Origin of the sequence: Nostoc sp. CENA543 (assembly GCF_002896875.1) — a bacterium.
In the GTDB taxonomy this organism is placed as follows: domain Bacteria; phylum Cyanobacteriota; class Cyanobacteriia; order Cyanobacteriales; family Nostocaceae; genus Trichormus.
This window is the reverse complement of the sequence record NZ_CP023278.1, coordinates 5,535,435-5,559,106: the sequence shown is the minus strand read 5'-3', so window position 1 is coordinate 5,559,106 and position 23,672 is coordinate 5,535,435. Positions and strand designations below refer to the sequence as shown.

Annotated in this window: 21 protein-coding genes and 2 pseudogenes; 13 read left to right on the top strand and 10 right to left on the bottom strand. The window is 41.0% G+C overall.

Annotation, left to right across the window (positions count from 1 at the left end; all coding sequences use genetic code 11):
* From CLI64_RS23190 to ahcY, 3 genes and pseudogenes are all read right to left on the bottom strand, one after another.
* The gene (locus CLI64_RS23190; RefSeq protein ID WP_103139433.1) at positions 1-330 is read right to left on the bottom strand and encodes a XisI protein; all 330 of its coding nucleotides are present in this window, start codon (positions 328-330) and stop codon (positions 1-3) included.
* A pseudogene (locus CLI64_RS23185) lies at positions 318-739 on the bottom strand (XisH family protein). The gene CLI64_RS23190 and the pseudogene CLI64_RS23185 overlap by 13 nt, the downstream one beginning before the upstream one ends.
* A 309-nt stretch (positions 740-1,048) precedes the next feature.
* Positions 1,049-2,326: an adenosylhomocysteinase gene (gene ahcY, locus CLI64_RS23180; RefSeq protein ID WP_103139432.1), complete on the bottom strand. Its 1,278-nt coding sequence runs from the start codon at positions 2,324-2,326 to the stop codon at positions 1,049-1,051.
* Positions 2,327-2,719: 393 nt separating this feature from the next.
* On the opposite strand from ahcY, the gene CLI64_RS23175 reads away from it, so the two are divergent.
* The 3 genes from CLI64_RS23175 (at position 2,720) to CLI64_RS23165 (ending at position 7,763) form a co-directional block, all read left to right on the top strand.
* Positions 2,720-4,354: a mechanosensitive ion channel family protein gene (locus CLI64_RS23175; protein ID WP_374703948.1), complete on the top strand. Its 1,635-nt coding sequence runs from the start codon at positions 2,720-2,722 to the stop codon at positions 4,352-4,354.
* 819 nt (positions 4,355-5,173) lie between these two features.
* Entirely contained in the window at positions 5,174-5,671 is a 498-nt protein-coding gene (locus CLI64_RS23170) for a putative signal transducing protein (RefSeq protein WP_103139431.1), read from the top strand.
* Between the two features lie 433 nt (positions 5,672-6,104).
* Positions 6,105-7,763 carry a serine/threonine-protein kinase gene (locus CLI64_RS23165; RefSeq protein ID WP_103139430.1) on the top strand — a complete coding sequence of 553 codons (1,659 nt, stop codon included), beginning with the start codon at positions 6,105-6,107 and terminating at the stop codon, positions 7,761-7,763.
* Between the two features lie 134 nt (positions 7,764-7,897).
* On the opposite strand, the gene CLI64_RS23160 is transcribed toward CLI64_RS23165, so the two are convergent.
* A complete protein-coding gene (locus CLI64_RS23160; RefSeq protein ID WP_103139429.1) occupies positions 7,898-9,157 on the bottom strand; it encodes an FGGY-family carbohydrate kinase in 1,260 nt (419 codons plus the stop codon).
* Positions 9,158-9,316: 159 nt separating this feature from the next.
* Between CLI64_RS23160 and psaM the strand changes: the two genes are divergently transcribed.
* Positions 9,317-9,412, top strand: coding sequence for a photosystem I reaction center subunit XII (gene psaM / locus CLI64_RS23155; RefSeq protein ID WP_103139428.1), 96 nt, complete (start codon positions 9,317-9,319; stop codon positions 9,410-9,412).
* A gap of 706 nt (positions 9,413-10,118) precedes the next feature.
* The gene (locus CLI64_RS23150) at positions 10,119-10,532 is read left to right on the top strand and encodes a hypothetical protein (protein ID WP_103139427.1); all 414 of its coding nucleotides are present in this window, start codon (positions 10,119-10,121) and stop codon (positions 10,530-10,532) included.
* A 665-nt stretch (positions 10,533-11,197) separates the two neighbouring features.
* Here CLI64_RS23150 and CLI64_RS23145 read toward each other — a convergent pair.
* Complete coding sequence (locus tag CLI64_RS23145) at positions 11,198-11,908, bottom strand: tetratricopeptide repeat protein (protein WP_103139426.1); 711 nt, start codon at positions 11,906-11,908, stop codon at positions 11,198-11,200.
* 436 nt (positions 11,909-12,344) lie between these two features.
* Here CLI64_RS23145 and CLI64_RS23140 point away from each other — a divergent pair, with 436 nt between their 5' ends.
* The 3 genes from CLI64_RS23140 to CLI64_RS23130 all read left to right on the top strand — a co-directional run bounded on the left by CLI64_RS23140 (position 12,345) and on the right by CLI64_RS23130 (position 14,407).
* On the top strand, positions 12,345-13,118 hold the full coding sequence (locus CLI64_RS23140; RefSeq protein ID WP_103139425.1) for a hypothetical protein: 774 nt from the start codon (positions 12,345-12,347) through the stop codon (positions 13,116-13,118).
* Between the two features lie 263 nt (positions 13,119-13,381).
* Positions 13,382-13,834, top strand: a complete 453-nt coding sequence (locus tag CLI64_RS23135) for a hypothetical protein (RefSeq protein WP_225977414.1) — start codon at positions 13,382-13,384, stop codon at positions 13,832-13,834.
* Positions 13,835-13,846: 12 nt separating this feature from the next.
* Positions 13,847-14,407, top strand: a complete 561-nt coding sequence (locus tag CLI64_RS23130; protein WP_103139424.1) for a glutathione S-transferase family protein — start codon at positions 13,847-13,849, stop codon at positions 14,405-14,407.
* Between the two features lie 103 nt (positions 14,408-14,510).
* Here the strand turns inward: CLI64_RS23130 and CLI64_RS23125 are convergent, their stop codons facing one another.
* The 3 genes from CLI64_RS23125 to CLI64_RS23115 form a co-directional block, all read right to left on the bottom strand.
* On the bottom strand, positions 14,511-15,002 hold the full coding sequence (locus CLI64_RS23125) for a YajQ family cyclic di-GMP-binding protein (protein WP_103139423.1): 492 nt from the start codon (positions 15,000-15,002) through the stop codon (positions 14,511-14,513).
* Between the two features lie 155 nt (positions 15,003-15,157).
* Positions 15,158-15,553 (bottom strand): MAPEG family protein, encoded by a 396-nt coding sequence (locus tag CLI64_RS23120; protein WP_103139422.1) that lies wholly within the window; start codon positions 15,551-15,553, stop codon positions 15,158-15,160.
* A 76-nt stretch (positions 15,554-15,629) separates the two neighbouring features.
* The gene (locus CLI64_RS23115) at positions 15,630-16,133 is read right to left on the bottom strand and encodes a DNA recombination-mediator protein A (RefSeq protein ID WP_103139421.1); all 504 of its coding nucleotides are present in this window, start codon (positions 16,131-16,133) and stop codon (positions 15,630-15,632) included.
* Between the two features lie 275 nt (positions 16,134-16,408).
* Here CLI64_RS23115 and CLI64_RS32030 point away from each other — a divergent pair.
* Positions 16,409-16,753 (top strand): annotated as a pseudogene (locus CLI64_RS32030) (DUF4188 domain-containing protein); the annotation flags it as partial.
* A 42-nt stretch (positions 16,754-16,795) separates the two neighbouring features.
* Entirely contained in the window at positions 16,796-16,930 is a 135-nt protein-coding gene (locus CLI64_RS32025) for a hypothetical protein (protein WP_264082513.1), read from the top strand.
* 225 nt (positions 16,931-17,155) lie between these two features.
* On the opposite strand, the gene CLI64_RS23105 is transcribed toward CLI64_RS32025, so the two are convergent.
* Together CLI64_RS23105 and ebsA are read right to left on the bottom strand one after the other, a co-directional pair.
* Positions 17,156-18,244: a phosphotransacetylase family protein gene (locus tag CLI64_RS23105; RefSeq protein ID WP_103139420.1), complete on the bottom strand. Its 1,089-nt coding sequence runs from the start codon at positions 18,242-18,244 to the stop codon at positions 17,156-17,158.
* A 404-nt stretch (positions 18,245-18,648) separates the two neighbouring features.
* Entirely contained in the window at positions 18,649-19,026 is a 378-nt protein-coding gene (gene ebsA, locus CLI64_RS23100) for a type IV pilus biogenesis protein EbsA (RefSeq protein WP_103139419.1), read from the bottom strand.
* A gap of 640 nt (positions 19,027-19,666) precedes the next feature.
* Between ebsA and CLI64_RS23095 the strand changes: the two genes are divergently transcribed.
* The 3 genes from CLI64_RS23095 (at position 19,667) to CLI64_RS23085 (ending at position 23,584) form a co-directional block, all read left to right on the top strand.
* Positions 19,667-21,073 (top strand): glycosyltransferase family 2 protein, encoded by a 1,407-nt coding sequence (locus tag CLI64_RS23095; RefSeq protein ID WP_103139418.1) that lies wholly within the window; start codon positions 19,667-19,669, stop codon positions 21,071-21,073.
* 280 nt (positions 21,074-21,353) lie between these two features.
* Positions 21,354-21,779 carry a hypothetical protein gene (locus CLI64_RS23090; RefSeq protein ID WP_103139417.1) on the top strand — a complete coding sequence of 142 codons (426 nt, stop codon included), beginning with the start codon at positions 21,354-21,356 and terminating at the stop codon, positions 21,777-21,779.
* Between the two features lie 338 nt (positions 21,780-22,117).
* Entirely contained in the window at positions 22,118-23,584 is a 1,467-nt protein-coding gene (locus CLI64_RS23085; protein WP_103139416.1) for a diguanylate cyclase, read from the top strand.
* The last annotated feature ends 88 nt before the right edge of the window (positions 23,585-23,672 follow it).

The following is a 23,672-nucleotide window of genomic DNA, read 5'->3' as shown; positions in this document are numbered from 1 at the left end:
TTAACCTACTGCAAAATCAGTAAACTGTCTCACATAAGGCGATTTGAAGCCTAAAACTATATCGGTTTTTGGTACTCCTAATTCTACTAACTCACTAGCTACATCTTCTTCGGTCAAATCTCTTTGAATCCAAATTTTTCCATCTTTAATATCTATATGGATAACTGTAGCATAAGTTCTTTCATTATTTTCCCATCCTACATGAACTACTAAATAGCGATTTCTTTCACAATCAAATATTAATTCCTTTTCTGTTCCCTCTGAACAATGATTATCGGTATGTCTTCCTAATACAGTTTTGACTAATTCAGGATAATTTATTCTTTCCATAAAACAATCTCTTGTTTAATCGTTTCAAATATCAATAACTTTAATTTGTGTTCAGCAATTATTTCTTGAATAAAAGGTATGAGAAAAAACTCTTTATAGATTTCATTACCTATTGTTAAATATAAAATTCTATCTGGTTCTTTTTTTCTTAAAACAGAACGGTAATTTAGTGTTTGTCCTAAAGCAAAGCTGTATGAAATTCACTAATTTCAGAGTGACCCAAAAAAGACTTTATTTCAACTGCTATTTTGTGTCCTTCTTTTTCTGCCCCTAAAAGCCTTTCTGCGCCTAAATCAATACGAAATTCCAGCCCATCTACTGTAAATGATAGAGGGTCATGAGTAATTAACCAATTATCTTTTTCTAAAGCTGAACGCACTGAATTATGAAAAGCATCTTTTGCTGACATAAGTAGAACAGGATAAACAATTGAATGTTTGTAGTGATAGATTTGGTTCTCTCTACGTTCGCGTAGCGTGTCGTAGACAGACGCTCCGCGAATCAAACAGGACTAAAGTCCTTACTACGAACTTCATACTGGTATTACATGATTTAACGTAGGTCGTTTTTTCAAGCTGTTCTAGTTAAAAAGTTCGATTAATATTTTGCAACTTAATTATACCTAACTGATGAAATAATAATTTCTGCGTCTTTGTATGAGCAACAAAAAAGGGATAAGCCCGAAAGCCTATCCCTAAAAAATCAACTAATCAATAAATTAAGTTCCAGATTGCCAAGAGTTGATGTACTCAATTTGCTCAGGGGTCAAGCTATCAATGTAAATACCCAAAGCTTGCAACTTCAAACGAGCAATTTCTTGGTCTACTTCAGTGGGAACTGAATGTAAGCCAGGTTGTAATGTACCTTTGTTTTTCACTAGGTATTCGCAAGCTAACGCCTGATTCGCAAAACTCATATCCATAACTGCGCTAGGATGTCCTTCAGCCGCAGCGAGGTTGATTAAGCGACCTTCACCCAAAACAATCACTGATTTACCACTGGGGAGTTGATATTGTTCTGTGAAGGGGCGGACTTGTTTGACTTCGGTGGCTTTGCTAGCTAAGTATTTCAGGTCAAGTTCAATATCAAAGTGACCAGAGTTACAAACGATCGCACCGTCTTTCATGACCTCGAAATGTTCACCACGAATGACGTGCTTGTTACCAGTCACAGTAATGAACAAATCGCCTTGGGATGCAGCTTCCGCCATTGGTAATACGCGGAAACCATCCATGACTGCTTCGATGGCTTTGATGGGATCAATTTCGGTAACAATCACGTTAGCACCCAAACCACGGGCGCGGAGTGCTGTACCTTTACCACACCAACCGTAGCCAACGACAACTACAGTCTTACCAGCTAAAAGAATATTTGTAGCGCGGATGATACCGTCTAGGGTAGATTGACCAGTACCGTAGCGGTTATCAAAGAAATGCTTGGTGTCAGCGTCGTTAACGTTGACTGCGGGGAAAGTGAGAACGCCATCATTAAACATGGCTTTGAGGCGCACAATCCCGGTGGTTGTTTCTTCAGTAGTACCAATCAAATCAGCGATTTGATGTTGGCGTTCTTGTACTAGAGTGGCTACTACGTCACTACCATCATCAATAATGATATTGGGACGGTGATCTAAAGCGATTTGGACGTGACGGTTATAGGTTTCCGCATCTTCGCCTTTAATCGCAAATACAGGAATTTCGTAATCTGTGACTAAGCAAGCTGCTACGTCATCTTGAGTAGATAAAGGGTTACTCGCAATTAACAGCGCGTCTGCACCACCAGCCTTGAGCGCGATCGCCAAATGTGCTGTTTCAGTGGTAACGTGGGCGCAAGCTACCAAACGTAAACCAGCAAAGGGTTTTTCTTTGGCAAAGCGATCGCGGATTTGCCGTAATACAGGCATTTCGCGTCCAGCCCATTCAATACGCTGTCTTCCCAAGGGAGCGAGGCCGAGGTCTTTAACCTCGTGCTTTAATCGGGGAGATGTTGCGGTCATTAAACTAGTTTCCTCAAAAAAAGTAACGAGAGCTACGTATTTTTACACGCGCCCTTCTTGAGTATGCCACGACTCAGGAAATTTGGCTGTAATTACCAAATACCTAGTTTTAGCTTCCCTGAACTAGACTGACGGTTGATAAGCTCCCTGTCAACTGCATCTTTAGCTTTTTTCTTTTATCTTTATTTTTGGTAAGAGTATTACAAAGTTTTCTCTAACATATGACTCGCGCTAGATGAGGTTAATTGTTATCTATCTTGAAACCGTCAACTCATAGACATTTCAACATTCCCAACTACACTGAAAACCGAAAACTCAACTTTTGATAGGTACAATTACCGAATTTAATCGTAGAGGATACTAGGGAATTCATCAGAATTAGGAGGTGTTTGAGTGCGCGTTCAATTTTTGGCGATCGCAGGTGCAATGGTTGTTTCTGTTGCATGTGTACCAAAAGCTACAGCCCAGATTCCTCTTTTACCTCAACTGTCAGTTTCTGGTAGTGTGAGTAATGAGAATAGTGACAGAACTGTTGCCGACTGGGTATATTTAGACGGTCGCCGATTGTTTCAAATATCAGCATCCAAAAGTGACTTTTCGGCTCGTTCACAGAATATTCAGCAGAATTTAGCGGGAATTAGTCGTACTTTCTTTCAGTCTCAGGATCAACAAGTTAAGGTAGATACCCGAACTATCAATGGGCTACCAGTAATTGAAGTAAATGGTCAATATCTAATGACGGTTACTACCGCCGATGCTGCACTACAACAGGTAGATCCGTCAACATTGGCAAATCAAATTGCACAAGATTTAAAAGCAGGTTTAGAACAAGCTAAACAAGAACGACAACCCCAATTTCTCATCAACCAAGGTAAAATTGCTGCGGGTCTTGGACTAGCGATGCTTGTAGCTAGTTGGGGTGTGTATAGTTGGCAGCAACGAACTAAAAAATATCGCGTGATTTCAGTTCCACGCACTTCACCAGATACGCAAAACATTACTACTCAACTCAATCAGCAGCAGCACCAACATTTACAAGAAGTTAAAAAACGGTTGTTTCAAATTGCTCAAGCTGGAATTTGGAGTGGCGGCGGTTTTGTAATGTTGGGTTTATTTCCCTATACACGCATACTGCAAGTAGGGATTGTCACAGCTGCTCAAATTCCTTTGAAAATCGGTATGGTGTTATTGGGAACTTATGTAGTTACCCGTTTGAGTTATGCTCTGATTGATCGTTTGACTACTGTTTTGGTAAGTAGTGGTGCCTTACTCAACTCAGAAACAACTGAACGTCTACAATTACGAGTTTCCACATTTTCTGGGGTCACTAAAAGTATTGTCACCATTATTTGGGTAGGATTTGGCATTTTAACCGCACTCATTTTGTTTGGTATCGATGTCATACCCTTGCTAGCTGGTGCGAGTTTAGTGGGTGTGGCGGTATCTTTGGCTTCTCAAAACCTGATTAAAGATGCAATTAATGGTTTTTTAATCATCATCGAAGACCAATATGCTTTAGGAGATGTGATTGCTGTTGGTGATGTTGGTGGTTTAGTGGAAAATCTCAATTTGCGGATGACGCAAGTCAGAGATGCAGAAGGACGCTTGATTACAATTCCCAACAGTGAAATTAAAGTAGTGGCGAATCTTTCTAGCCGTTGGTCAAGAGCCGATTTAGTGATCCCTGTAGGTTATCAAACAGATATTGACCAAGCCTTGCAACTCATTAAAAATGTAGCTTTAGAGATGAATCAAGACATCCTGTGGAAACGTCAAATTCTGGAAACACCGCAAGTTTTGGGTATCGATAATTTCGGCGATCGCGGTTTAATGATTAGAGTATGGATTAAAACCCAACCCCTCAAACAATGGGATGTCGCACGAGAATATCGCCGTCGGCTCAAAATCGCCTTTGACCAAGCCGGGGTTCATATTCCCGTCCCCCAACAAGCAATTTGGGTTAATGACTCGCAGTTTTCTAACTCCCACGAAATACAAGTGATAGGTGACGGTAAATCAAAATCTTGAAAAAGCTTTTATTAACTTCAACAACTTTCTTCATCAGTAGTCCGCCACACAAATTGTGACAGGTGATAGAACCCCGGCTTTTTAAAAAAGTCGGGGTTCTGAACACCCGCAAGCTGTCAAAATTAATCGGGTGGAATAGTGGTTGCTATTCGTCACAATCTCATTATTCAGGCTTTTTACACTCCCCTTGTTGAGCGCGGTAAATCTAAGAAGTTGGCTCTGACTAATTGGTTTTATAAAATGTTAGTCATGTTAAGGGACTTCCAGAAAATAAATTATCCAATTTCTCTGTTTCAAAACAACAATCTTTCCCCCTGCTCCCTGCCCCCTGCCCCTCACAAGTGTAGGTTTTTTACCCAGCAGTGAGTGATGACTCTCAGACTAACGACAGAATCATTGTTTCACTCACCCCTACACCCCTAAACCCTTACACCCCTACACCCCAAAACCAAGGTTTTTGGTACACAACGTAAAAAACCTACATCTGTCAGGCCCCCTGCCCCCTTGCCTTCAAAGTGATAGTATATTTTTTTAATTGGAAGTCCCTAAATGCTATGGTCAGAAACAATTTAGCTTGGTGTTTTACTCCTGATTTACCAACACTTTGTTCTTAGTCAAGTTGGTCTTTTTTATACCATGAGTTTTTCCATAGCTTTAAGTAAAAATCCTCATATGTATGTCATCTTTTTTTAAATTAAATAAGAATTCTATTGTTTTTAGTTAACTGTTAGCTATTGACTGTATAATCCACAGACGTAGTATCTCGCAAACACATCCTTGGCACGATACTACATAAATTGAGATAAATATGCAAAATTCATGGTTAACAGTCTTGTCACCATAGCTACATTTAGTAATTATGTTGACGCTAACTTAGCAAAGCAACTATTAGAATCACAAGGCATTCACTGCTATTTAGCAAATGAGTCTACCGTGAACATGGCATGGCATCTGACAGTAGCTGTTGGCTGGATTCAATTACAAGTATCCCCAGCTGATATAGAACCAGCTAAAACAGTTTTAGTCTCTTCTGATTTTGAGACAGCCATTGCCGAAGATGAGACAATTCCAGATGACGTAGATGATGATGATTTTGAAAAAATATCCTGGGCAGATGAAACTGCCGATAGAGCCTTTCGCACAGCTATTATTGGATTAATCCTCATCTTTCTACCCATCCAACTTTATTCACTGTGGTTACTGATTCGCTTATTAGTTTCCCGTCGTCGTATAAGTCCAAACCGACGCATTAAAGTAATTTCTGCCCTGATACTTGATTTACTCAATCTTTATATAATCTGGCATATCTTCTTTTAAATAGGCATTGTTTTGCTCCTACTGTATGATCAGAAAGAAAAACCTACAGTCAGCCACCAGAGGGTTTGACCCTCTGAATTTTGGATTTTAAATTTTGGATTTTGGATTGCTTTTGGTACAAACTCCACCCCTAGTGGGTGAAAAAAATCTGAAAGACGCTCCTACGTCGATAACGTTACGCTATCGTCAATCTAAAATCCCCAATCTGCATACCTTTATGGGTGCAGTCAATCTAAAATCCAAAATCTAAAATTGATTGACTATGGTGGGAAATACCAAAAATAAATTGTCCGTAATTGTATCGTCGGTGTTAGCTAGGCTCACTCCATACAATCAATACAGGCAGATTTATATACGTTGGTAGTCCCCCAACAATTAGAAACCAGTACCGTATTCTTATTCAGGAATTAGGACTCAGGACGCAAAACTCTCTATGTTAGCAGGCAAAATTTTGCAGGGGGGAAAATATACCCTCATCCAAGAAATTGGACGCGGTGGCTTTGGTATCACCTTTAAAGCCACTCATCACTACTTAGAACAGGAAGTGGTGATGAAAACAATTAACGAAAAACTGCGAAAACACCCAGATTTTGCGAAGTTTGAGCAACAATTCCTAGACGAAGCTAGAAGATTAGCTACCTGTATCCATCCCAATATTGTCCGTGTCAGCGACTTTTTTGTGGAAGATGACTTACCTTACATGGTGATGGAATACATTCCTGGGGAAACCTTGGGAGAAGCGTTTATTTTACCAGGAATCCCCTTACCAGAAGAAACAGCTATTCATTACATCCGACAAATTGGTGCAGCGTTGCAGGTAGTTCACAGCAACGGTTTGCTGCACCGAGATGTGAAGCCAGATAATATTATTCTCCGTCAAGGAACTCAGGAAGTAGTTCTGATTGACTTTGGCATTGCCCGTGAATTTAATAGTGGTGTGAAACAAACTCACACAGGCTTGGTATCAGAAGGGTATTCTCCCATTGAGCAGTATTTAACTCAAGCGACACGCACACCCGCTACAGATGTTTATGGTTTAGCGGCAACTTTGTATGCTCTTTTAACAGGGCAAGTTCCATTACCTGCATTGTTGCGCGATCGCGAACAAATGCCAACCCCCCGCGAACTCCAACCCCATCTCAGTGCAGCCGTCAATCAAGCCGTCATGCGGGGAATGGCTGTAGAATCGCGCTTTCGTCCCCCTACTGTAGCTGAGTGGCTGCAACTACTACCAGGTAGCGGTGTCAATTTTGCACCACAGGTTGTCCCCACCTATGCAGTTCCTACTATTGATTTATCCGTATACCAACAGGAAAACCCAGCAGCAGGAAATATCCTCAGCAATGTCCAAAAATCATCTCCAGTCAAAAACCTCAACCTGATGCTGCAAAAGATATCAGCTTCTAGGGTTTTCTTGGGTGTTGTTGTAGCTGTAATGGCAGCAACAGCTGGTTTTGGCATCACCAATATCTTTTCTAAATCTCAGCCTAAATCACCCTCCAAACCATTATTTGAAGAGCGTCCCATCGTACCAGAGAATAACAACGCCACCGTCAATTCCCCCACAGAAAATAATAATCAACAATCAGTCAATGTCGGTTCTAGAGATACGACACCAGTTTCCAACTCTAGACGACGCAGACGCAACCTTATAGAACCACAAACTCAACCAACTAGCAGCAGTTCCGCCACAACATCACCCCAACCAAATATACAAGAATCAACATCTGTCAATACTCAACCATCTCCCACCGCACCTGACACAGCCAATTCATCATCCCTAGTAGAAAAACTACGTCAAGTTCGTTCCTCCCGCAAAGCTAACCCCGCCAACACTTCAGAAAACACCCCACCCGCTACCACTACTACTACCCAGCCATCCCCCCCACCCTCTGGAGAAAAACCATCCAGTCAATCCAATCCCGTGATAGTGCCGACTGTACCAGCCACAGAGTCTAAAAATACAGATTCTTCGGGTGTAGTAGTTCCCACAGTGGAAGTCAAGCAAAATTCCTCCATAAATAACCCACCTGTACAAGTACCACCCCAGAAAAATGAAAAGCTGCCGGAAGTGCGGCCGAGTGGGAATTGAGGGAATGGGGAATGGGGAATGGGGACTGGGGACTGGGGAGACAAGGGAGACAAGGTAGACAAGGTAGAATTTATTCCTCAACTCAGCACTCAGCACTCAGCACTCATTACTCATTACTCATTACTCATTACTCATTACTCAGCACTCCCCACTCCCCGCATCGCCAGTAACGCTGTACCGTAAGCTGCTTCAGTGTTGCTGGAAGTTACTACAGGAACTTTTAAACAGCGTTGGCGAATTGCAGTCCAAGTGGGATTTTTCGCACCTCCTCCGGCTGTATAGACTCGGTTGAGGCTATCTGCGCCCAATTGTTGCAATAATTCATAACCACGGTTTTCTATGCGCGCGATGCTCTCTAGTAAGCCGTGTAGAAATTCCACGGGGTTATCTGGGCGCGGTGTCAGCTTTGGGGGTAAATTGGGATCGTTAATGGGAAAGCGATCGCCTGCTTTCAATAAGGGATAATAATCTAACTTGCTAGGTTGCGAACTATCAATTTCACGACTCAAATTTTCTAACTCTACATCGGTAAAAAATTCCCTTAATACCGCACCGCCAGTGTTAGAAGCACCACCCGTTAACCACAAGTCACCTAGCCGATGGCTGTAAATTCCATAGCGCGCATCTTCTACACGAGTGCGACTTAAAAGTTTCAGTACCAAGGTAGAACCCAAGGAAGTCACAGTTTCCCCTGGTGAGGTTGCACCACTGGCTAAAAAGGCTGCAATGCTATCAGTAGTCCCAGCACAAACTAAACAATCAAGCGGTAAGGAAAACTGATTGGCGATTTCAGGACGTAATTCGGTGATGGGAGTCCCCGGTGCTAAGACTTGGGGTATTTGAATAGGTAGTTGCAGATTAATCAACCATTCTGGGTATTCTAACTGCTCTACGTCATAACCCAACTTTAAAGCATTGTGGTAATCACTGTTCCCCAACTGACCATGCAACAAAAATGCTAGCCAGTCGGCTTGGTGCAAAAAATATCTCGCCTCGCTGAAATTATCTAACTGCATCATCCACAGCAATTTAGCCAAGCTAGAAGTTGCACTCAAGACTGTATGGTTTGGTGGTGCGATTTTCTTTAACTCTTCTAGAAATAATGATCCCCGTGCATCGTTGTAGAGTAATGGTGCAGATATGGGGTTGCCAACATCATCACACAATAATACCGTTGAGGAAGTGCCGTTGATGGCGATCGCTTTGATTTCTCGCCGATAATTTTCCGGTATTTGCCCCAGCAATGCCCATAAAGCCTTCTGCCATGATATGACATCAGCGATCGCTCCTGCTGCCCAAGGATATCGCATTTGCGCCTGGATTTGGGCTATCTCATCAATCACCACCGCCCTCGCTCCAGACGTACCAAAGTCAATCCCCAGATAAAAACTCATACTTTTATAAATTTTTTTAATGAAAAATAACTCAAACTACCGAATTGATCACGGATTTTGTTACAAGATGCAACAAGATGTTCCATAATTTTGGCAAAACAAGGAAAAGTAGTAAACGGACTCTTAAAAATCAATTTGATGTTCAGGAGGTTTACAATCATGCCTATCTCTGATAGCCAAGTTTACATTGCTCTAGTTGTGGCACTACTTCCAGGCTTCTTGGCTTGGCGGTTAGCAACAGAACTGTACAAATAATGCCAGCATAAGCAACTAGGGGTGGAGTCTGACTTAAACTAGGACTCCACTCTTGGTTGTTATTAGTCATTAGTTGCTATCCTCTGGCGTTACAGCTTTAACATCAGCTAATCTTCATTTATTTTTCCAGACTAACTGGCTTGTAGTAAGAGCTTTAGTCCTGTTTGATGCCATGTAAGTGACCATTGCTGAAAATTTTTAGTATATAATAATACTCAAAATTAACGGTTTAGTTATAAATACTGTAAATATTTACATTAATATTTAACTAGAAAATCTGATTTTCCATGATCAACGTGAAAAATTGAATTTATCGTTAGTGACAAAAATTTGACAATAGCAGAAGTCTTTTGATACCTTGTATGGAATTGGTGTTGCCTAAATCCAGGCCAAAGCCAAAAAACACCAAAAAATAGATCATACATCAGCCTGTGATTTACCCGTGAGATTGCTGTTTGGAATTGACATTAGTTGCCAAAAGAATAATAATCCTGGCAAATCAAACACAGTTTCTTGACACTGGTGGACTAACATCATCAACTCCAATCATCTACCTACGTGTGTTTTGTGTTTTTTTGACAATTAAAATACGTGTAGCAATTTGGCAAAAATGAAGTAATATGTCAGCTAATCTCAGCTGCAATTATTACGAATAAGCTTTTATGGCTTACTCATATTCATCAGGAAATCTTTAGTTTTAGGCATCATGAACGCTTTTCAACCTTCTCATCTTCCACAACCAACACCCACACACAAACAGCAAGTAATTCCTCGGCCAAAACGCCATCTCCGTCAACGTTCTTATAAGGTAATGGCCGTAGAAATAACAGCAAAAGTAATTGTCAATGTTGCTATTTCCACAGCAGCAATATCCGCTTTAGTAAAACTTGTACCTTACAATTTGTCACATCAAGGCAAGCTAAGAGAAGTTAGTACAGAAGTCAAACAATTAGAAAAGCGTGTCAGTAAATTGCAGGACGAACTCAACCGTAATTTTGACCCGCGTCAAGCCAAACGTGTAATGCAGCAGCAAACATATAAGTTTGAACCTAATCAGCGTCCTGTGATTTTAACCAACCAATACGGACAGCAGATAGACCTTTCCGAGTCTTCACCCTAAACAAACATTAGTGATGGGGATGATGGCGTTAATCAAATTCGCCGTATTCCTTGAAAGCAGCAAGCTACACCCTAGCACACTCTCAGAAAAGACATCGCTAGTAGCAGTATTTGTTAAGTAATAATCAACCTGGGTGCAAATTATTTACAGTTAATGGTTAAAGTTTTATAGCTGATTTAAATTTATCTTTATTATTATTTCTTAACCTGCGTAGATGTTTCTCAGTCAATCAATTTAACCTTTCTATAGGAATCCGATTTGATTTACGAAAAAATTTCAGTATGTGTAGTATGTGTAGTGGCGTGGCAAGGCTAAATACACTATTTTAGCCTTGCCACGCCACTACGTATATTTCAGCAATCAAATATTAGTCCTATATAGGCTTTTATACCAATTCGCAACAGACTAACGTCCCGCTATGCTCTAAGCGCAGCTATGCCGCAGGCTTTACGCAATTAAGAAAGTCAGATAAGTAATGAGACAGAATTAATTACACAACTGATTTTCCTGTTCCCTCTCTCAACGAGTGAATTTAATTTTGTCCGGCTACTTACATCTTGGTTTTAAGCTTTGCATCCGTTGCTTAATTTTGGAAAATTGGTATTAAGCCAAAATCCAAAATTGGTATTAGGTAATATTCTAAGTGAGTGTGCCGTTGGTGTTAACTACGCGATATCTGCATCATAATGTGTAGGCAATAATTCATGTAGCCAACTTTCCACTTGTAATCGTAAACGATAGCCAGGAACATCTGTTTTCACATCTGGGGTGGGTAATTTAGTCAAGGCGCGGCGATAATCTGCGATCGCACAATTCCACTCACCCCAGATATGATAGGTTCTACCCCGTTCCGCCCAAATATGACCTTTCAATTGACCAAATAGCAGTGCATTGTCAAAATTCTCAATTGCTTGGTCGTAGTGTCCCAAATCCCTTAAAGTAATGCCTCGGTTAATCCAAGCTCTGACATGACCTGGGTTAAAATCAATCGCACAATCATAATCAGCCAATGCAGCCGTTAGTTCACCACAAGCAGCGTAGTAATTGGCGCGGTTGTTATATGCACTCGCTAAGTGCGGATTTAATTGCAGTGCTTTGTTGTAGTCAGATAGTGCTTTGTTCAGTTTACCGCTTTGGAAGTACACCAAACCACGATTGTTATAGTCTACAGCGTTTTGTGGATGGCGTTCGATTAATTCAGTTAACAGAGCGATCGCTTCAGTATAATTCCCTTGTTGAGCTGACCTCAAAGCGCAAGAACGTAAGTAACTGTCACCGTTAGCTCCGAGTTCTTTGTTTAAAAATGTGTTATTAGTTACAAATTGACAACGGTTATTGTGCTGTTCACCAGAAGCTAAGAATGATTTACTGTTCATGAGTTCGCCTCAATGCTCCTTGAAGTCAAGTTAGAGTTTTTACTGTCGCGGTGGTTGTGCTTTTGTGTCACTTGTGCAGGTGTCTATGATTACTTATTTACAGTAACTAAATTAGATTTCAGGAATTGCAACTAGTAGAAAATACACTTTATACAGACAATTAATGCTCTAACCAAGTTATGGATACTTCTTCCCCAAGTTAAATTCCAGAAACATCAAAATATTAATCTTTGTAAAGATTCTCAAAGTTGGATAGTAGGTATAATTTTCAGTTTCTAGATGCTCCTAATTTTATAAAACTAAACCGTTTAGTTTTAAATAGACTATTGAAGTCAGCAATGTACTTAATTCTTTTTAAGCATTAATACTGAAGATATATGTTTTTAAATATGCAAAATACTTGTCATGATTAATACTAAAATTCAGAGTCAAGTTAATGAAGGTTTCTCTATCACTAATAAATACAGCGTTGTTAGGATTTTTGACAGCTAGTGTTTCTCCTGTTTCTGCACAGTTTACTTCCACACCCTTGCGTGTAGCGGCTACTGATGATACTACTGCTATCCTCAATGTAGTCAGAAGTTGGGGTGCGGTTGGGGATGTATTGATTGTTAATAACTATGCGACTGTGCGTTATTTTTTTGGGCAAAATGGTGGAGATGTCACATTTAAACGTAAAAATGGCAAATGGAATATCGTTGATGGTGGACGTAGACAAGGTAATTGTTCGGATGTTAATTGCTTAGTGAACAAAGGTGTTCCCCGTAATATTGCAACTCAACTGCGGAATTATCTAGAAGGTTCAGATAACAGAAGAATTCGCGAATTAAACTCTTTTCGGCAAGCTTGGTCTAGAAGTAATAATACAGTGGATTTTTTAGGATATTGGATAAATCAGGATTGGCCAAATACTCCAGAAATTACTATTGCTATTTGGCCTTCTCCTGTACGCAATCAAGTTTGTGTAATTGGCATATCTGAAAAATCTCAATATGTACAAACTGGGGTTATTTCTGGCAACAATCTTAAAATCGGTAACAAAATATTGACGCTACATCAAAATAATGAAAATTTCGTAGACTTTATTACATCTACAGAGAAAAAATATTTTCTCATCAACCCATATAAACCTAATATTTGGTATTTCAACACATCTACTAAGCAAAAGTTACGTGCTGCTGGTTGTACTGTGTCTTTACCATCTAGATAATATTAGAGGTAAATATCATAGCAGTCCTAAATCATTCATTCATGAGACACAAGATCCCCGACTTCTTTGAGAAGCCTGGTATCTGGACACCGCGCGTTCTCACATGCGATCGCTAGTTTACGTTGGTTTGAGTCGTCTTATCCTAGTAACAACTTCAATCTCAGCATAATGTAAATATTTCTCATAACAGAACAAGAAAATGACTGAAGCCACCTAAATTTATGTATGGGCATAGTTGAATTTTGAATTTGGAGCGCAGCAACGTGACTTACCAAAATGCACCTGATTTAGCGGCTGACGATTATATTGTTATTGGCCTTGCAACCTGCTTCATCAAGTCCGATGGGGAAATTCACCAAGTCGAAGTCCTAGAACCAATTCCCTCGGCTGCTTTAGAAACACTTTTAAAAGGTATTCCCACTTCCTATAAATTTGCTTGTGCAACTAACCTGGGTGCAGTAGTCAACGGCGAACAGCCCATTTTACCAGCAGGGTTTCCTGAATCGGCGCAATTTGCTGATGAATTTGTGTCACGGGTATTTGCATCGGCTCGCACCTATAAACGCAAAGAAAGCGCGCAAGCTTTAATACCGATTGGTACAACCTATACTGATTTACAATATTCCCTGGAGCGCAAGCGGGTACTGAATGCTACTAGATTAATTACAAAAGAAGATAATGTGAAACAGCATTCTCACACCCACAAAGTCCTTTAGTCTCAGGTAGTTATGTTGAAACTGTATGGTGGCGCACGCAGTCGAGCTGCGATCGTGCAATGGTATTTAGAAGAATTGGCAGTTCCCTATGAGTTTGTTCTGCTGGATATGCAGGGAGGTGAACACCGCCAGCCAGAATTCTTGAAGATTAACCCCATTGGTAAAGTCCCAGCCATTGTCGATGGAGACTTTCAACTATGGGAATCAGGCGCGATTTTGCTGTATTTGGCTGAAAAGTATGGCAAGTTCCCAGCTTCACCAGAGGAACGCGCGATCATTTCGCAATGGGTACTCTTTGCAAATGCTACTTTAGGTACTGGTATTTTTGTAGAAGCAACCCGCGAGCGGGAAACACCACGTTTATTAACTCCCCTCAATGAAATCTTTAGCAAGCAACCTTTTTTACTGGGAGAGGAATTTAGCGTTGCTGATGTAGCGGTGGGTTCTATCTTGGCTTACATTCCCTTAATGCTCAAACTTGATTTGAGTGCTTACCCAGCAGTTGAGCAATATATTCAGCGTATGGTAGAAAGACCAGCATATCAAAAGGCGATCGCTGGTAGGTCTTCTTAGGGGTGTAGGGGTATGGGGGTGTAGGGGTATAGGGGAAAGAATGAAGATAAATTATTTACCCTTACACCCTTACACCCTTACACCCTTACACCCTTACACCCTTTTATCTATAATTCGTAAACTGCAAAGCCACAGGATAGTCTTCTTGCTTTAACCTTTGGATGACGGTTTGCAAATCATCTTTGGCTTTAGCAGATACTCTTACAGCATCACCCTGAATAGAAGCTTGGACTTTTTTAAATTCGTCACGAATCAGTTTGGATATTTGTTTTGCAATATCCTGACTGATTCCTTTTTTGAGAGTGATTTCTTGACGAACACGATTACCACTAGCTGACTCAACTTTGCCAAAATCAAAGATTTTTTGGGAAAGATTCCGCTTGGCAGCTTTTTCTCGCAAAATGTTGTGAACAGACTCTAGGGTAAATTCGCTGTCAGTGCCAATAGTAATGGTTGTTTCACCCAAATCTACAGTAGTTTGGGTGTCTTTGAGGTCATAACGACTTTTGAGTTCTCGAACGACTTGATCAACAGCATTCACCAATTCTTGCCGATCAAAATCACTCACAATGTCAAAGGAGTAAGTAGCAGCCATAAAGTAAGGTTGGACTTTAAATGTTGGGACTGGGGACTGGGGACTGGGAGACGAAAGAAGGCAGGAGGCAGGGTGCAGGGAGAAATGGGGAAATTTTTCTCCCCCTTGCACCCTGCACCCTGCACCAATTCCTCTTCCATGCGCTATCTCCGAATTTAACCCCTAGCTTGAATGATACTCAGAACAAAGAGAGTAGCACAGCTAAGAGAGCCAATGCCAAACATGAGCGATCGCAATAACGGTATATTCAGAATATAAAATATTGAGTACAGCAACCGAGCTGCTACATAAGCGATCGCAGCCCATGTGGCTGTAACAGAATTTACACCAGTAACATAAGCCATTAGTGCCGCAGCCACAAACACCATGAACGTTTCAAAGGAATTTTGATGCGCCCAGGTAGCCCGTTGAGCGTATGGTGGTAATTTATCAAACATGGCTCGTGGGGCAGAAACGTCATACCCCACTTGCACACGCGCATACCCTACCACTAAAAATGGCACGTAAATTAGCACCGCAGCTGCGGCGATCGCATACAAAAAAATTATCATTATCTTCTACTCCATAGTCATTAGCCGCTTGCTCATCGTCAACGATTGGCTTGACTGTTAACTTTTGGCTTGTTGACTAATCAAAGTAGAAAAGTGTTACCACTTTTCTTTGTTCTTCGGCTTCCCCACAAGTTTGAAGTAGGGTGCGACTGTCATGAAATGCAAAGCAAATCAGCTGCTGACAACGAGAGACAATCTCTTTGTTACAGATGTAGCTAGCTTCAGCCAAAGACAAGTTATCATTCCCTGGATTTTCTACCAAGTGCATAACCTGCTCTAATTGCTGACGCGATTCATAGGGCTGGCGTTCTAAGCTTTGGGGCAGAATTACTGTCAGCAAATTCGGATCAGCTCGCATGGCTCCCTTAATTGCAGCTGAATTCGTACCCGTAGCCCCGGATGTAATGACTCTATTGCCTGATAAAACCAAGGCATAAGTCATCATTTCTATAAGATTCTGATGCGTAATCGGCACATGACGCGACCCTAGCAAGGCAATTCTTTTAGAACCTGTTTGCTGGATTGTCGCTAGTTCTTGCGCTAACGTATCGAGGTTGATGAGGTCTATTGACTGGCTCAAAGACGGAGATAATCAGATTAAACAACCCAGATATTTTACCAAACACTGGGCAAGTCGGAAGTGAACTTGAGTCATATCCTGCTAAGTTTTTTTAACTTATGCTCTTGTTTTTGAACCCGTACGTCAAAAATCAATCTTCAAAGTAATGTTTTTTACATTCGTTAGTTTGAGAGATCACTTTGGATATCACACTTGACATATACAACTTGTTGTATACAAAATAGTTTTATAGAAAAGTTGTAATTAACCTTAAATCATCATTAGGGGTAAAAACTATGCCTCCAGTTATTCCAGGGAGATTTACAGCAGAGATAGACACATCCTTTGTGGTGTTTCTCATTGGTATGCGAATTAACAAATTCCTGGCTTTTTCCAAATGGATACCAACATTGAGGGCGATGTCACCTATGTTGCGTAGTCTCCACCAAAATCCAGAACAGGGATTTTTAGGAGGAGAAACTTTCTTGTACTGGCGGGGGGCGGGATTGGTTTAGTATTGGCGTTCTTTTGAAGATTTAGAAAGATTTGCGAGAAATCCAGCCGAAGCGCATTTAGCAGCTTGGCAACAATTTAATCGAGCTGTTGGTAGCGATGGTAGTGTCGGTATTTGGCACGAAACTTATTTAATTGAGCCAGGGAAATATGAGGCGGTTTATGGAAATATGCCTGTTTTCGGTTTAGCAGCCGCTACCAAACACATTCCGGCTGTGGGAAGAAAAGAAACAGCACGTCGTCGTCTAGGGGGAGAAAGTGATCCAGTCGTTTCTTCTCCAACCACTAACTTTTCTAGTACCTAGTTAAAACCTTCAATGAAATTCAGTCATTGTTTTGACCATAAAGGAACACCCAAAAATTTAGTAGGGTGCGTCAGTATGAATAACCTTTTGGTATAGTTAGGTTTTCTCGCACTGACGCACCCTACAGTTTAGATATTTTTTATCTGGAAGTCCCTAAAACTAAAATTAGAGCCGCACGGTTGTACGACTCTATGAGCTTTGGTAGTTGACGAAAGCGTCTCAGATTCAGACTGTCACTGGGGTTAAGCCTAACTTAGACAACAGACGGTTAACATCAAAATTTTCCGACATTAACTGACGAATGCACTCTACTTTAATTGGTTCGTGGACACGGACTTGACCAAAAGTGCGGTCAACGATTTCTACAGTGGTGAGGGTATCTAAGTCAACTGACAAAATCGGAATTTCTAATTCTTCAGCACGACTAAGAATAAATTGTGGTGGTGGTAGTTGTCCGGTGAGAATGAGACATTGGGTGGAAGTTTCTAAAGCCGCCTGTTGAATTTCTACGCGATCGCCTCCTGTGACTACTGCCATATTCCGCCGCTTGCGGAAATATTTCACAGCCGCATTCACATTCATCGCCCCAATCGCTAAACTTTCCACCATTAAATCTAAGCGATCGCTGCGACACAGAACTTCAGCCTTGAGTTGTTTGACTAATTCCCCAACGCTGACACTGCGGAGTAAATCGTTTTTCGGTAGCACAGCCATCACAGGGATACCCTGCTGCTCTAAAAATGAGCGCACAGAATTATTGACGGTTTCTAAATGGACAGTAGGAACGTCATTGATCACAACCCCAAGCAAGCGATCGCCTACACGCTCTCTAGCAGACAATATCGACTCCACAGACAGCAAAGAATCATAACGACTTACCAAGAGAACAGCCGCATCTAAAACCTCTGCCACTTGCAGCAAAGATAAATCAAACAAATAACCCTCTGTCAAATCGCCAGGGGCTTCTAGCAGCACTAAATCCCCTCTAGGAACTTGTAAATACTGCTCCACCAAAGACTGACGATAATCAGTTTTGTCCTCACCCCGTAAACGTCTTTGCACACTGGCTTCATCTAACGCCAGCATTGTCGGCACAATCCGGTTTGCTGAGAGATTGAGACTAAGAGTAATAAACTGGACATCTTCGTCAATCACAGTGCCATCAGATGTACTCAAACAATTGCCCAAGGGCTTACCATAGGCAATATCTAAGCCTTTTTCCTGTAACTGATGAGATAAACCCAGGACTGTTGCCGACTTACCACTGTAAGTTTCAGTTGAGCCAATCAGCAAATATTTAGCAGATTTCGGCACACATGCACTCCTAATTTCAAAAGGAAGTAAAACCCAGCCAGGTGTTTATTAATTTTAATTGGTTCTGGCAGAATCATTAGCCTATGAACAAATTTAATTTATCTAAAAGTTTTTTCTGAAAGTAAATTTTTTTGCTTTTATATTTATATATTTTTACTATGATCTCAGTAAATTTTTAGTCCCGATTCAGACATAGTCTTAATTTTCAATCGGAACTGAAGATTGTTGTGATACTCATACTCATACCTTCTCACTATGAGGATAATATTCTAGGAAAGCAGGGACAGCAGCAAAAGTGAGCTTTATCAAGATTTTCGTGGAATGGTATCAACGCAAAAAACAAGGTTGTCAGGCTAATCCAATGCTCACTTCCCCTGACAACCCACAAATTTTAATCAACTGAATTATTCATCAATGCGTAGTAATTTGCGGTAAAAAGATTGTGAAAAATCAGTTACTTTGTAGCGTTTAGAGTTCTCTAGAAGTTCAATTAAAAAACTAATGAATTCAAAGCTAGCCATCATGACTTCATAGCTTAACTCAGAATTACCATCAAACTGCATTCGGCAACGGGTTAGATCAGAGGGTAGAGTAGCCACATTCCAAGAAGCGACAAAAGGCACATTATCACCAGATTCTATTTTCCGGTGGCCTTCCAAAATGCCCTTTTGGTAGAGACTAATAGCATAAGGTAAAAAATTACGCTTCGCTGCACCCTGAATGTAAGGCAAGTAGACATTAGCTTGTTGGGCGTTAGCCGGCTGGAGTTGCTCAATAGACATTGTTGAATATTCCTCAACAGTAGTTGACAACTAAGGATATTTAGTAGTTCTCCATGAAGTATTCCCAAAAAATTGCTAATCCACACAGTGAGTGATGAGTGCTGTTAGCGGAAGCGGGGCGTTTAGCCGGTGCTGTTAGCGGAAGCGGGGCGTTTAGCCCGTGCTGTTAGCGGTAGCGCGGCGTTTAGCCGGTGATGAGTAATGAGTGCTGAGAAAATTCTACCTACCTTGTCTACCTTGTCCCTAATTCCCAGTCCCCAATTCCCAGTCCCCAATCCCCATGATAGTCACTACAAAAGTTACTGCTAAGAAATATTAAAATCTCAGTTACAATAGGGCTGCATTAGTTTTTAGGGAAGCTGGGCGCAATAACGCTGCAAATTACTGCCATTAGGTAGTAAACGCTGTTATTGCAATTTCTACCAACAATAAGCTGTTGCTGCTTTGTTCTCATTTAGTCCTATTTCTAGTTCCGATTGTGGAACAGCTTGCATATTTGCTAGGAAAAAGTAAGTTTTTATACTTAAACTTTTCTAGTAGGGCGAAACACAGACAAAGTTGGCTCATACAGTTTGGCGTGATCTGATTCCCAGCTTCTTTTCAGGTGTAGACAAATACTGGTTTTTGAATCAAGTAACTTATGCCAGCAAATTCCTGGCCCGACAACGATTCCTACAAAGAACTTGATCCACTCAACTCCTTGTTGTCTGACCTATCAGTAACTGAGGAGTCAGTGGTAGAAACGCGGGATTTGTCTTTACCATCCCGGTTTCAAGGGCGTAGAGGTAAAGCAGCTCTCATCTTAACCATAGTCTGGAGCGGTACGATCGCCTTACATTTAGCTTCCTGGGGTTCTCTCTTTGTGCTAAGTTTGACTGCCATTCTCGGTATTCATGCTTTAATCATTGGGTTTGCTCAACCCCGTCACTATCAAAAGGAAATGCAGGGTGAATTACCTTTGATTTCTCTGTTGGTAGCAGCAAAAAACGAGGAAGCTGTAATTGGTAAATTAGTCAAAAATCTTTGTAATCTGGAATACCCCAAAGGGCAATACGAAGTTTGGATAGTTGATGACCATAGCACCGATAAAACCCCCCAAATTTTAGCAGAATTATCCCAGGAGTACGACAATCTCAAGGTACTCAGACGTTCTGCTCAAGCGGTGGGTGGTAAGTCAGGTGCGCTTAATCAAGTTTTGCCCTTGACAAAAGGCGAAATTATTGCTGTCTTTGATGCTGATGCTCAAGTAGCGTCAGACTTATTACTGCAAGTAGTACCTTTGTTCCAAAAAGAAAAGGTAGGGGCGGTGCAAGTGCGAAAAGCGATCGCCAATGCCAAAGAGAATTTCTGGACAAAGGGACAAATGTCCGAAATGGCTTTGGATACTTGGTTCCAGCAACAACGTACTGCCATAGGTGGTATTGGTGAATTACGCGGTAACGGTCAATTTGTGCGCCGCACAGCCTTAGAAAACTTCGGAGGATGGAACGAAGAAACCATCACCGATGACTTAGATATGACTTTCCGCCTGCATTTAGATAACTGGGATATTGAGTGTGTATTTTTCCCAGCCGTGCAGGAAGAAGGTGTCACCAACGCAATGGCACTTTGGCATCAGCGTAACCGTTGGGCTGAGGGTGGTTATCAACGATTTTTGGATTATTGGGATTTAATCCTCAAAAATCGCATGGGTACGCGCAAAACCTGGGATATGCTCATGTTTATGCTCACTATGTACATCCTGCCCACAGCCGCTATCCCTGATTTGTTGATGTCAGTTTATCGTCATCGCCTGCCAATTTTAAGCCCCGTGACTAGCTTGTCAATCACAATGTCAGTTATGGGTATGTATGCAGGCTTGAGAAGGATACGCCAAGAGCAAAAATTCACTGTTTACACCCCCTTTGTCTTACTACTCCAAACTGTGCGCGGTACTTTGTATATGCTGCACTGGTTAGTAGTAATGAGCAGTACCACAGCCCGAATGTCAGTTAGACCAAAACGGCTGAAGTGGGTGAAAACAGTCCATACAGGCACTAGTCATTAAATCCTGTGTAAAATGCAAAATTCCCAATCAAAATTTTTGGGTTTTGTATTTTTTGATTTTTTTTAGTAACGACTAATCATTTCTCTGTTTTTAAAAGTCCTAGAAGCCCAAATTCTAACAAGAGTTTGGGCTTCTATTTTTTGTTCTCACTAATTTTTAGAAAACTAAATACATAATTTGCAACTAAAATCAACAGTATCTAACTCGTTCAATTAATTACTACAGGCTATCATGTACAGATATTTAATTACAATAAATTTTACCAGGAGTTACAGTATCAATGAATAAAATGGTCTTAGTGATTGCCGCAGCGATCGCTTTATCACCTTTAACCTTAGCAAGCGCGCAAAATATTTACTTGGGCAATGAACAAATAAAACAAACTCAAGGTCATCAAGCTGAACAATCAGCACAAAAAGCTTTTACAAATCTCATCAAGGCGATTGAGGAAAACAATTACGATCAGTTTATTTCTCAAGGAAATGCTGCCTTTAAAGCAGGTATAACCAAGGAACTATTTACAAAAGTTCATAGTCAGTTTGCCCCTCGAATTAAGAAAGGATATTCAGCAACTTTCTTAGGAAAATTAAATCAGCAAGGGTATCAAGTATATTTATGGAAACTGACCTTTAAAGACCGCAGTGATGATGTATTAGCTAGACTTAGCCTTAAAGATGGCAAAATAGGCGGTTTCTGGCTGAATTAATCAATCAGGACTTACGCAAGTGTCACAATCGATAGTTGGTGCGTGACGCTATATATCTCATAACTACGTTCAAATACTTTCGCCGCGTCACACACCCTACATAAAAAATATGCCAGTTGCGTAAGTTCTATAAATGTAATCGCATTTTGATTTGATTTTTTGATTACAACAATATTCACTAGAAGTGCAGAAAGCGGTGTGGATTTTCCTCCCGCTTTATTACTGTTGTGTTATGGTTAGTTAGTAAAAATTTTAACCTTGAAGAAAGCAACAATTAACAAAAATGCACCGCATGATTGTGATTGGTTGTACCTTGCTTGAATTTACCGGTGAGATTGATGGATGAACAGTTAAAAGCTGTGCGAGTTGGTTGGTATAGTATCAAGGATTTCCCCCAACCACAAAATCTATCTCTCAGTTTGGAATGGGTGCGAGTTGATGCTTCAACTTTGTGGGAGAAGAATTTTGATGTGGTTGTACTCGATATCCAGACTGGGGAGACTCTGGAGCCAGTTCAGTATATATACGCTAGGATTGCCCTACCAACAATAATTTTAGTAGACACAATTGAGCAAGAGTCGGCTGTCTTGTGTTGGCTAGGTGCAACGGATGAAACCTGCAATAGTCATGCTATTGATCAACAAATTGGTCTGCGTTTGCAGCGCATTATCTGGCACAGCCAGCAAAAACATTTATTCCACCTAGATAAGCTGACGGGAATTAGCAATTTTCAGAAGTTTAAAGATTATGCGTTTCAGCTTTTAGCATCTACAGAAGATGCAGAGGCTGTCTGTTTGATTTACTTGGATATTGACCGTTTTAAGTTTATTAACGATCGCTATGGTCATAGTGGAGGCGATCAGATATTACAGTCAATCGGGCAGATTCTCCAACAGTATGCCTTGGGTGCTGGCATTGTTGCTCGCACGGGTGGTGATAAGTTTGCTATTTGTGTACGAGGCAATATTGAGCAAGGAAAAGCTTTTGCTGAGTTTTTGAAAACGCAACTCCAGGCTTATGAGTTTCGACTTACAGATCAGTCTTGTGTGAATTTGACAGTTTCCTTCGCAGTCGTTCCTATGGGTGAACAGACATCAATTGAGGAACTATGGCAGGAGATCAATCAATGTATTTATGCTGCCAAAAAGCAGGGACGCAACCAAGTTGTCACGACTGAGGAATTTAATGCGATCGCCGATGCTGCTGGACAGGATAAATTAATTACTGAGTTTGAGCATCGTATACGTGTAACTGCTGAACGAATGGTGAGTGAGATGGTACTAAAAGCTAGTCGTCTAGCCAAGAAGTATCGCGCAGAAGCAGAACATGATGGTTTGACTGAAGTTTTTAATCGCCGTTATCTCGACCGCTTATTGCTGCGTGAGATTGAAAGGTCACACAAATATCAGCAACGACTGACAATTTTACTTTTGGATTTGGATCATTTTGGGGAAGTGAATCGCACCTATGGCTTTCCCACCGGCGATCAAACTTTAATAACAGCCGCGAAAATACTGAGAAATAATGTCAGAGCAGTAGATTGGGTAACACGCTACGGTGGAGAGGAATTTTGTATTGTAATGGCTGACACTAACCTCCACACGGGTTGTCAGATTGCCGAAAGAATTCGTCTAGCGTTGAGCGAAGAAATAGTCACAGCTTATAACGGTCATCAGTTTCGAGTTACTGCGAGTATTGGGGTTGTGGAACTAAAACCAGATGATGATCCTGTGTCTCTATTACAGCGTGCCAGCGATAGGGTACGAGAGTCGAAGCAAAACGGGCGTAATCAAATCTGCTTTTGAAGATTTTTAGGTAACTTCAGGGATGAGTCGTAAAGGTACTCATTCCTAGTAAAGTAGTTAAGGTTATGAAGCTAATAGCCATACGAAC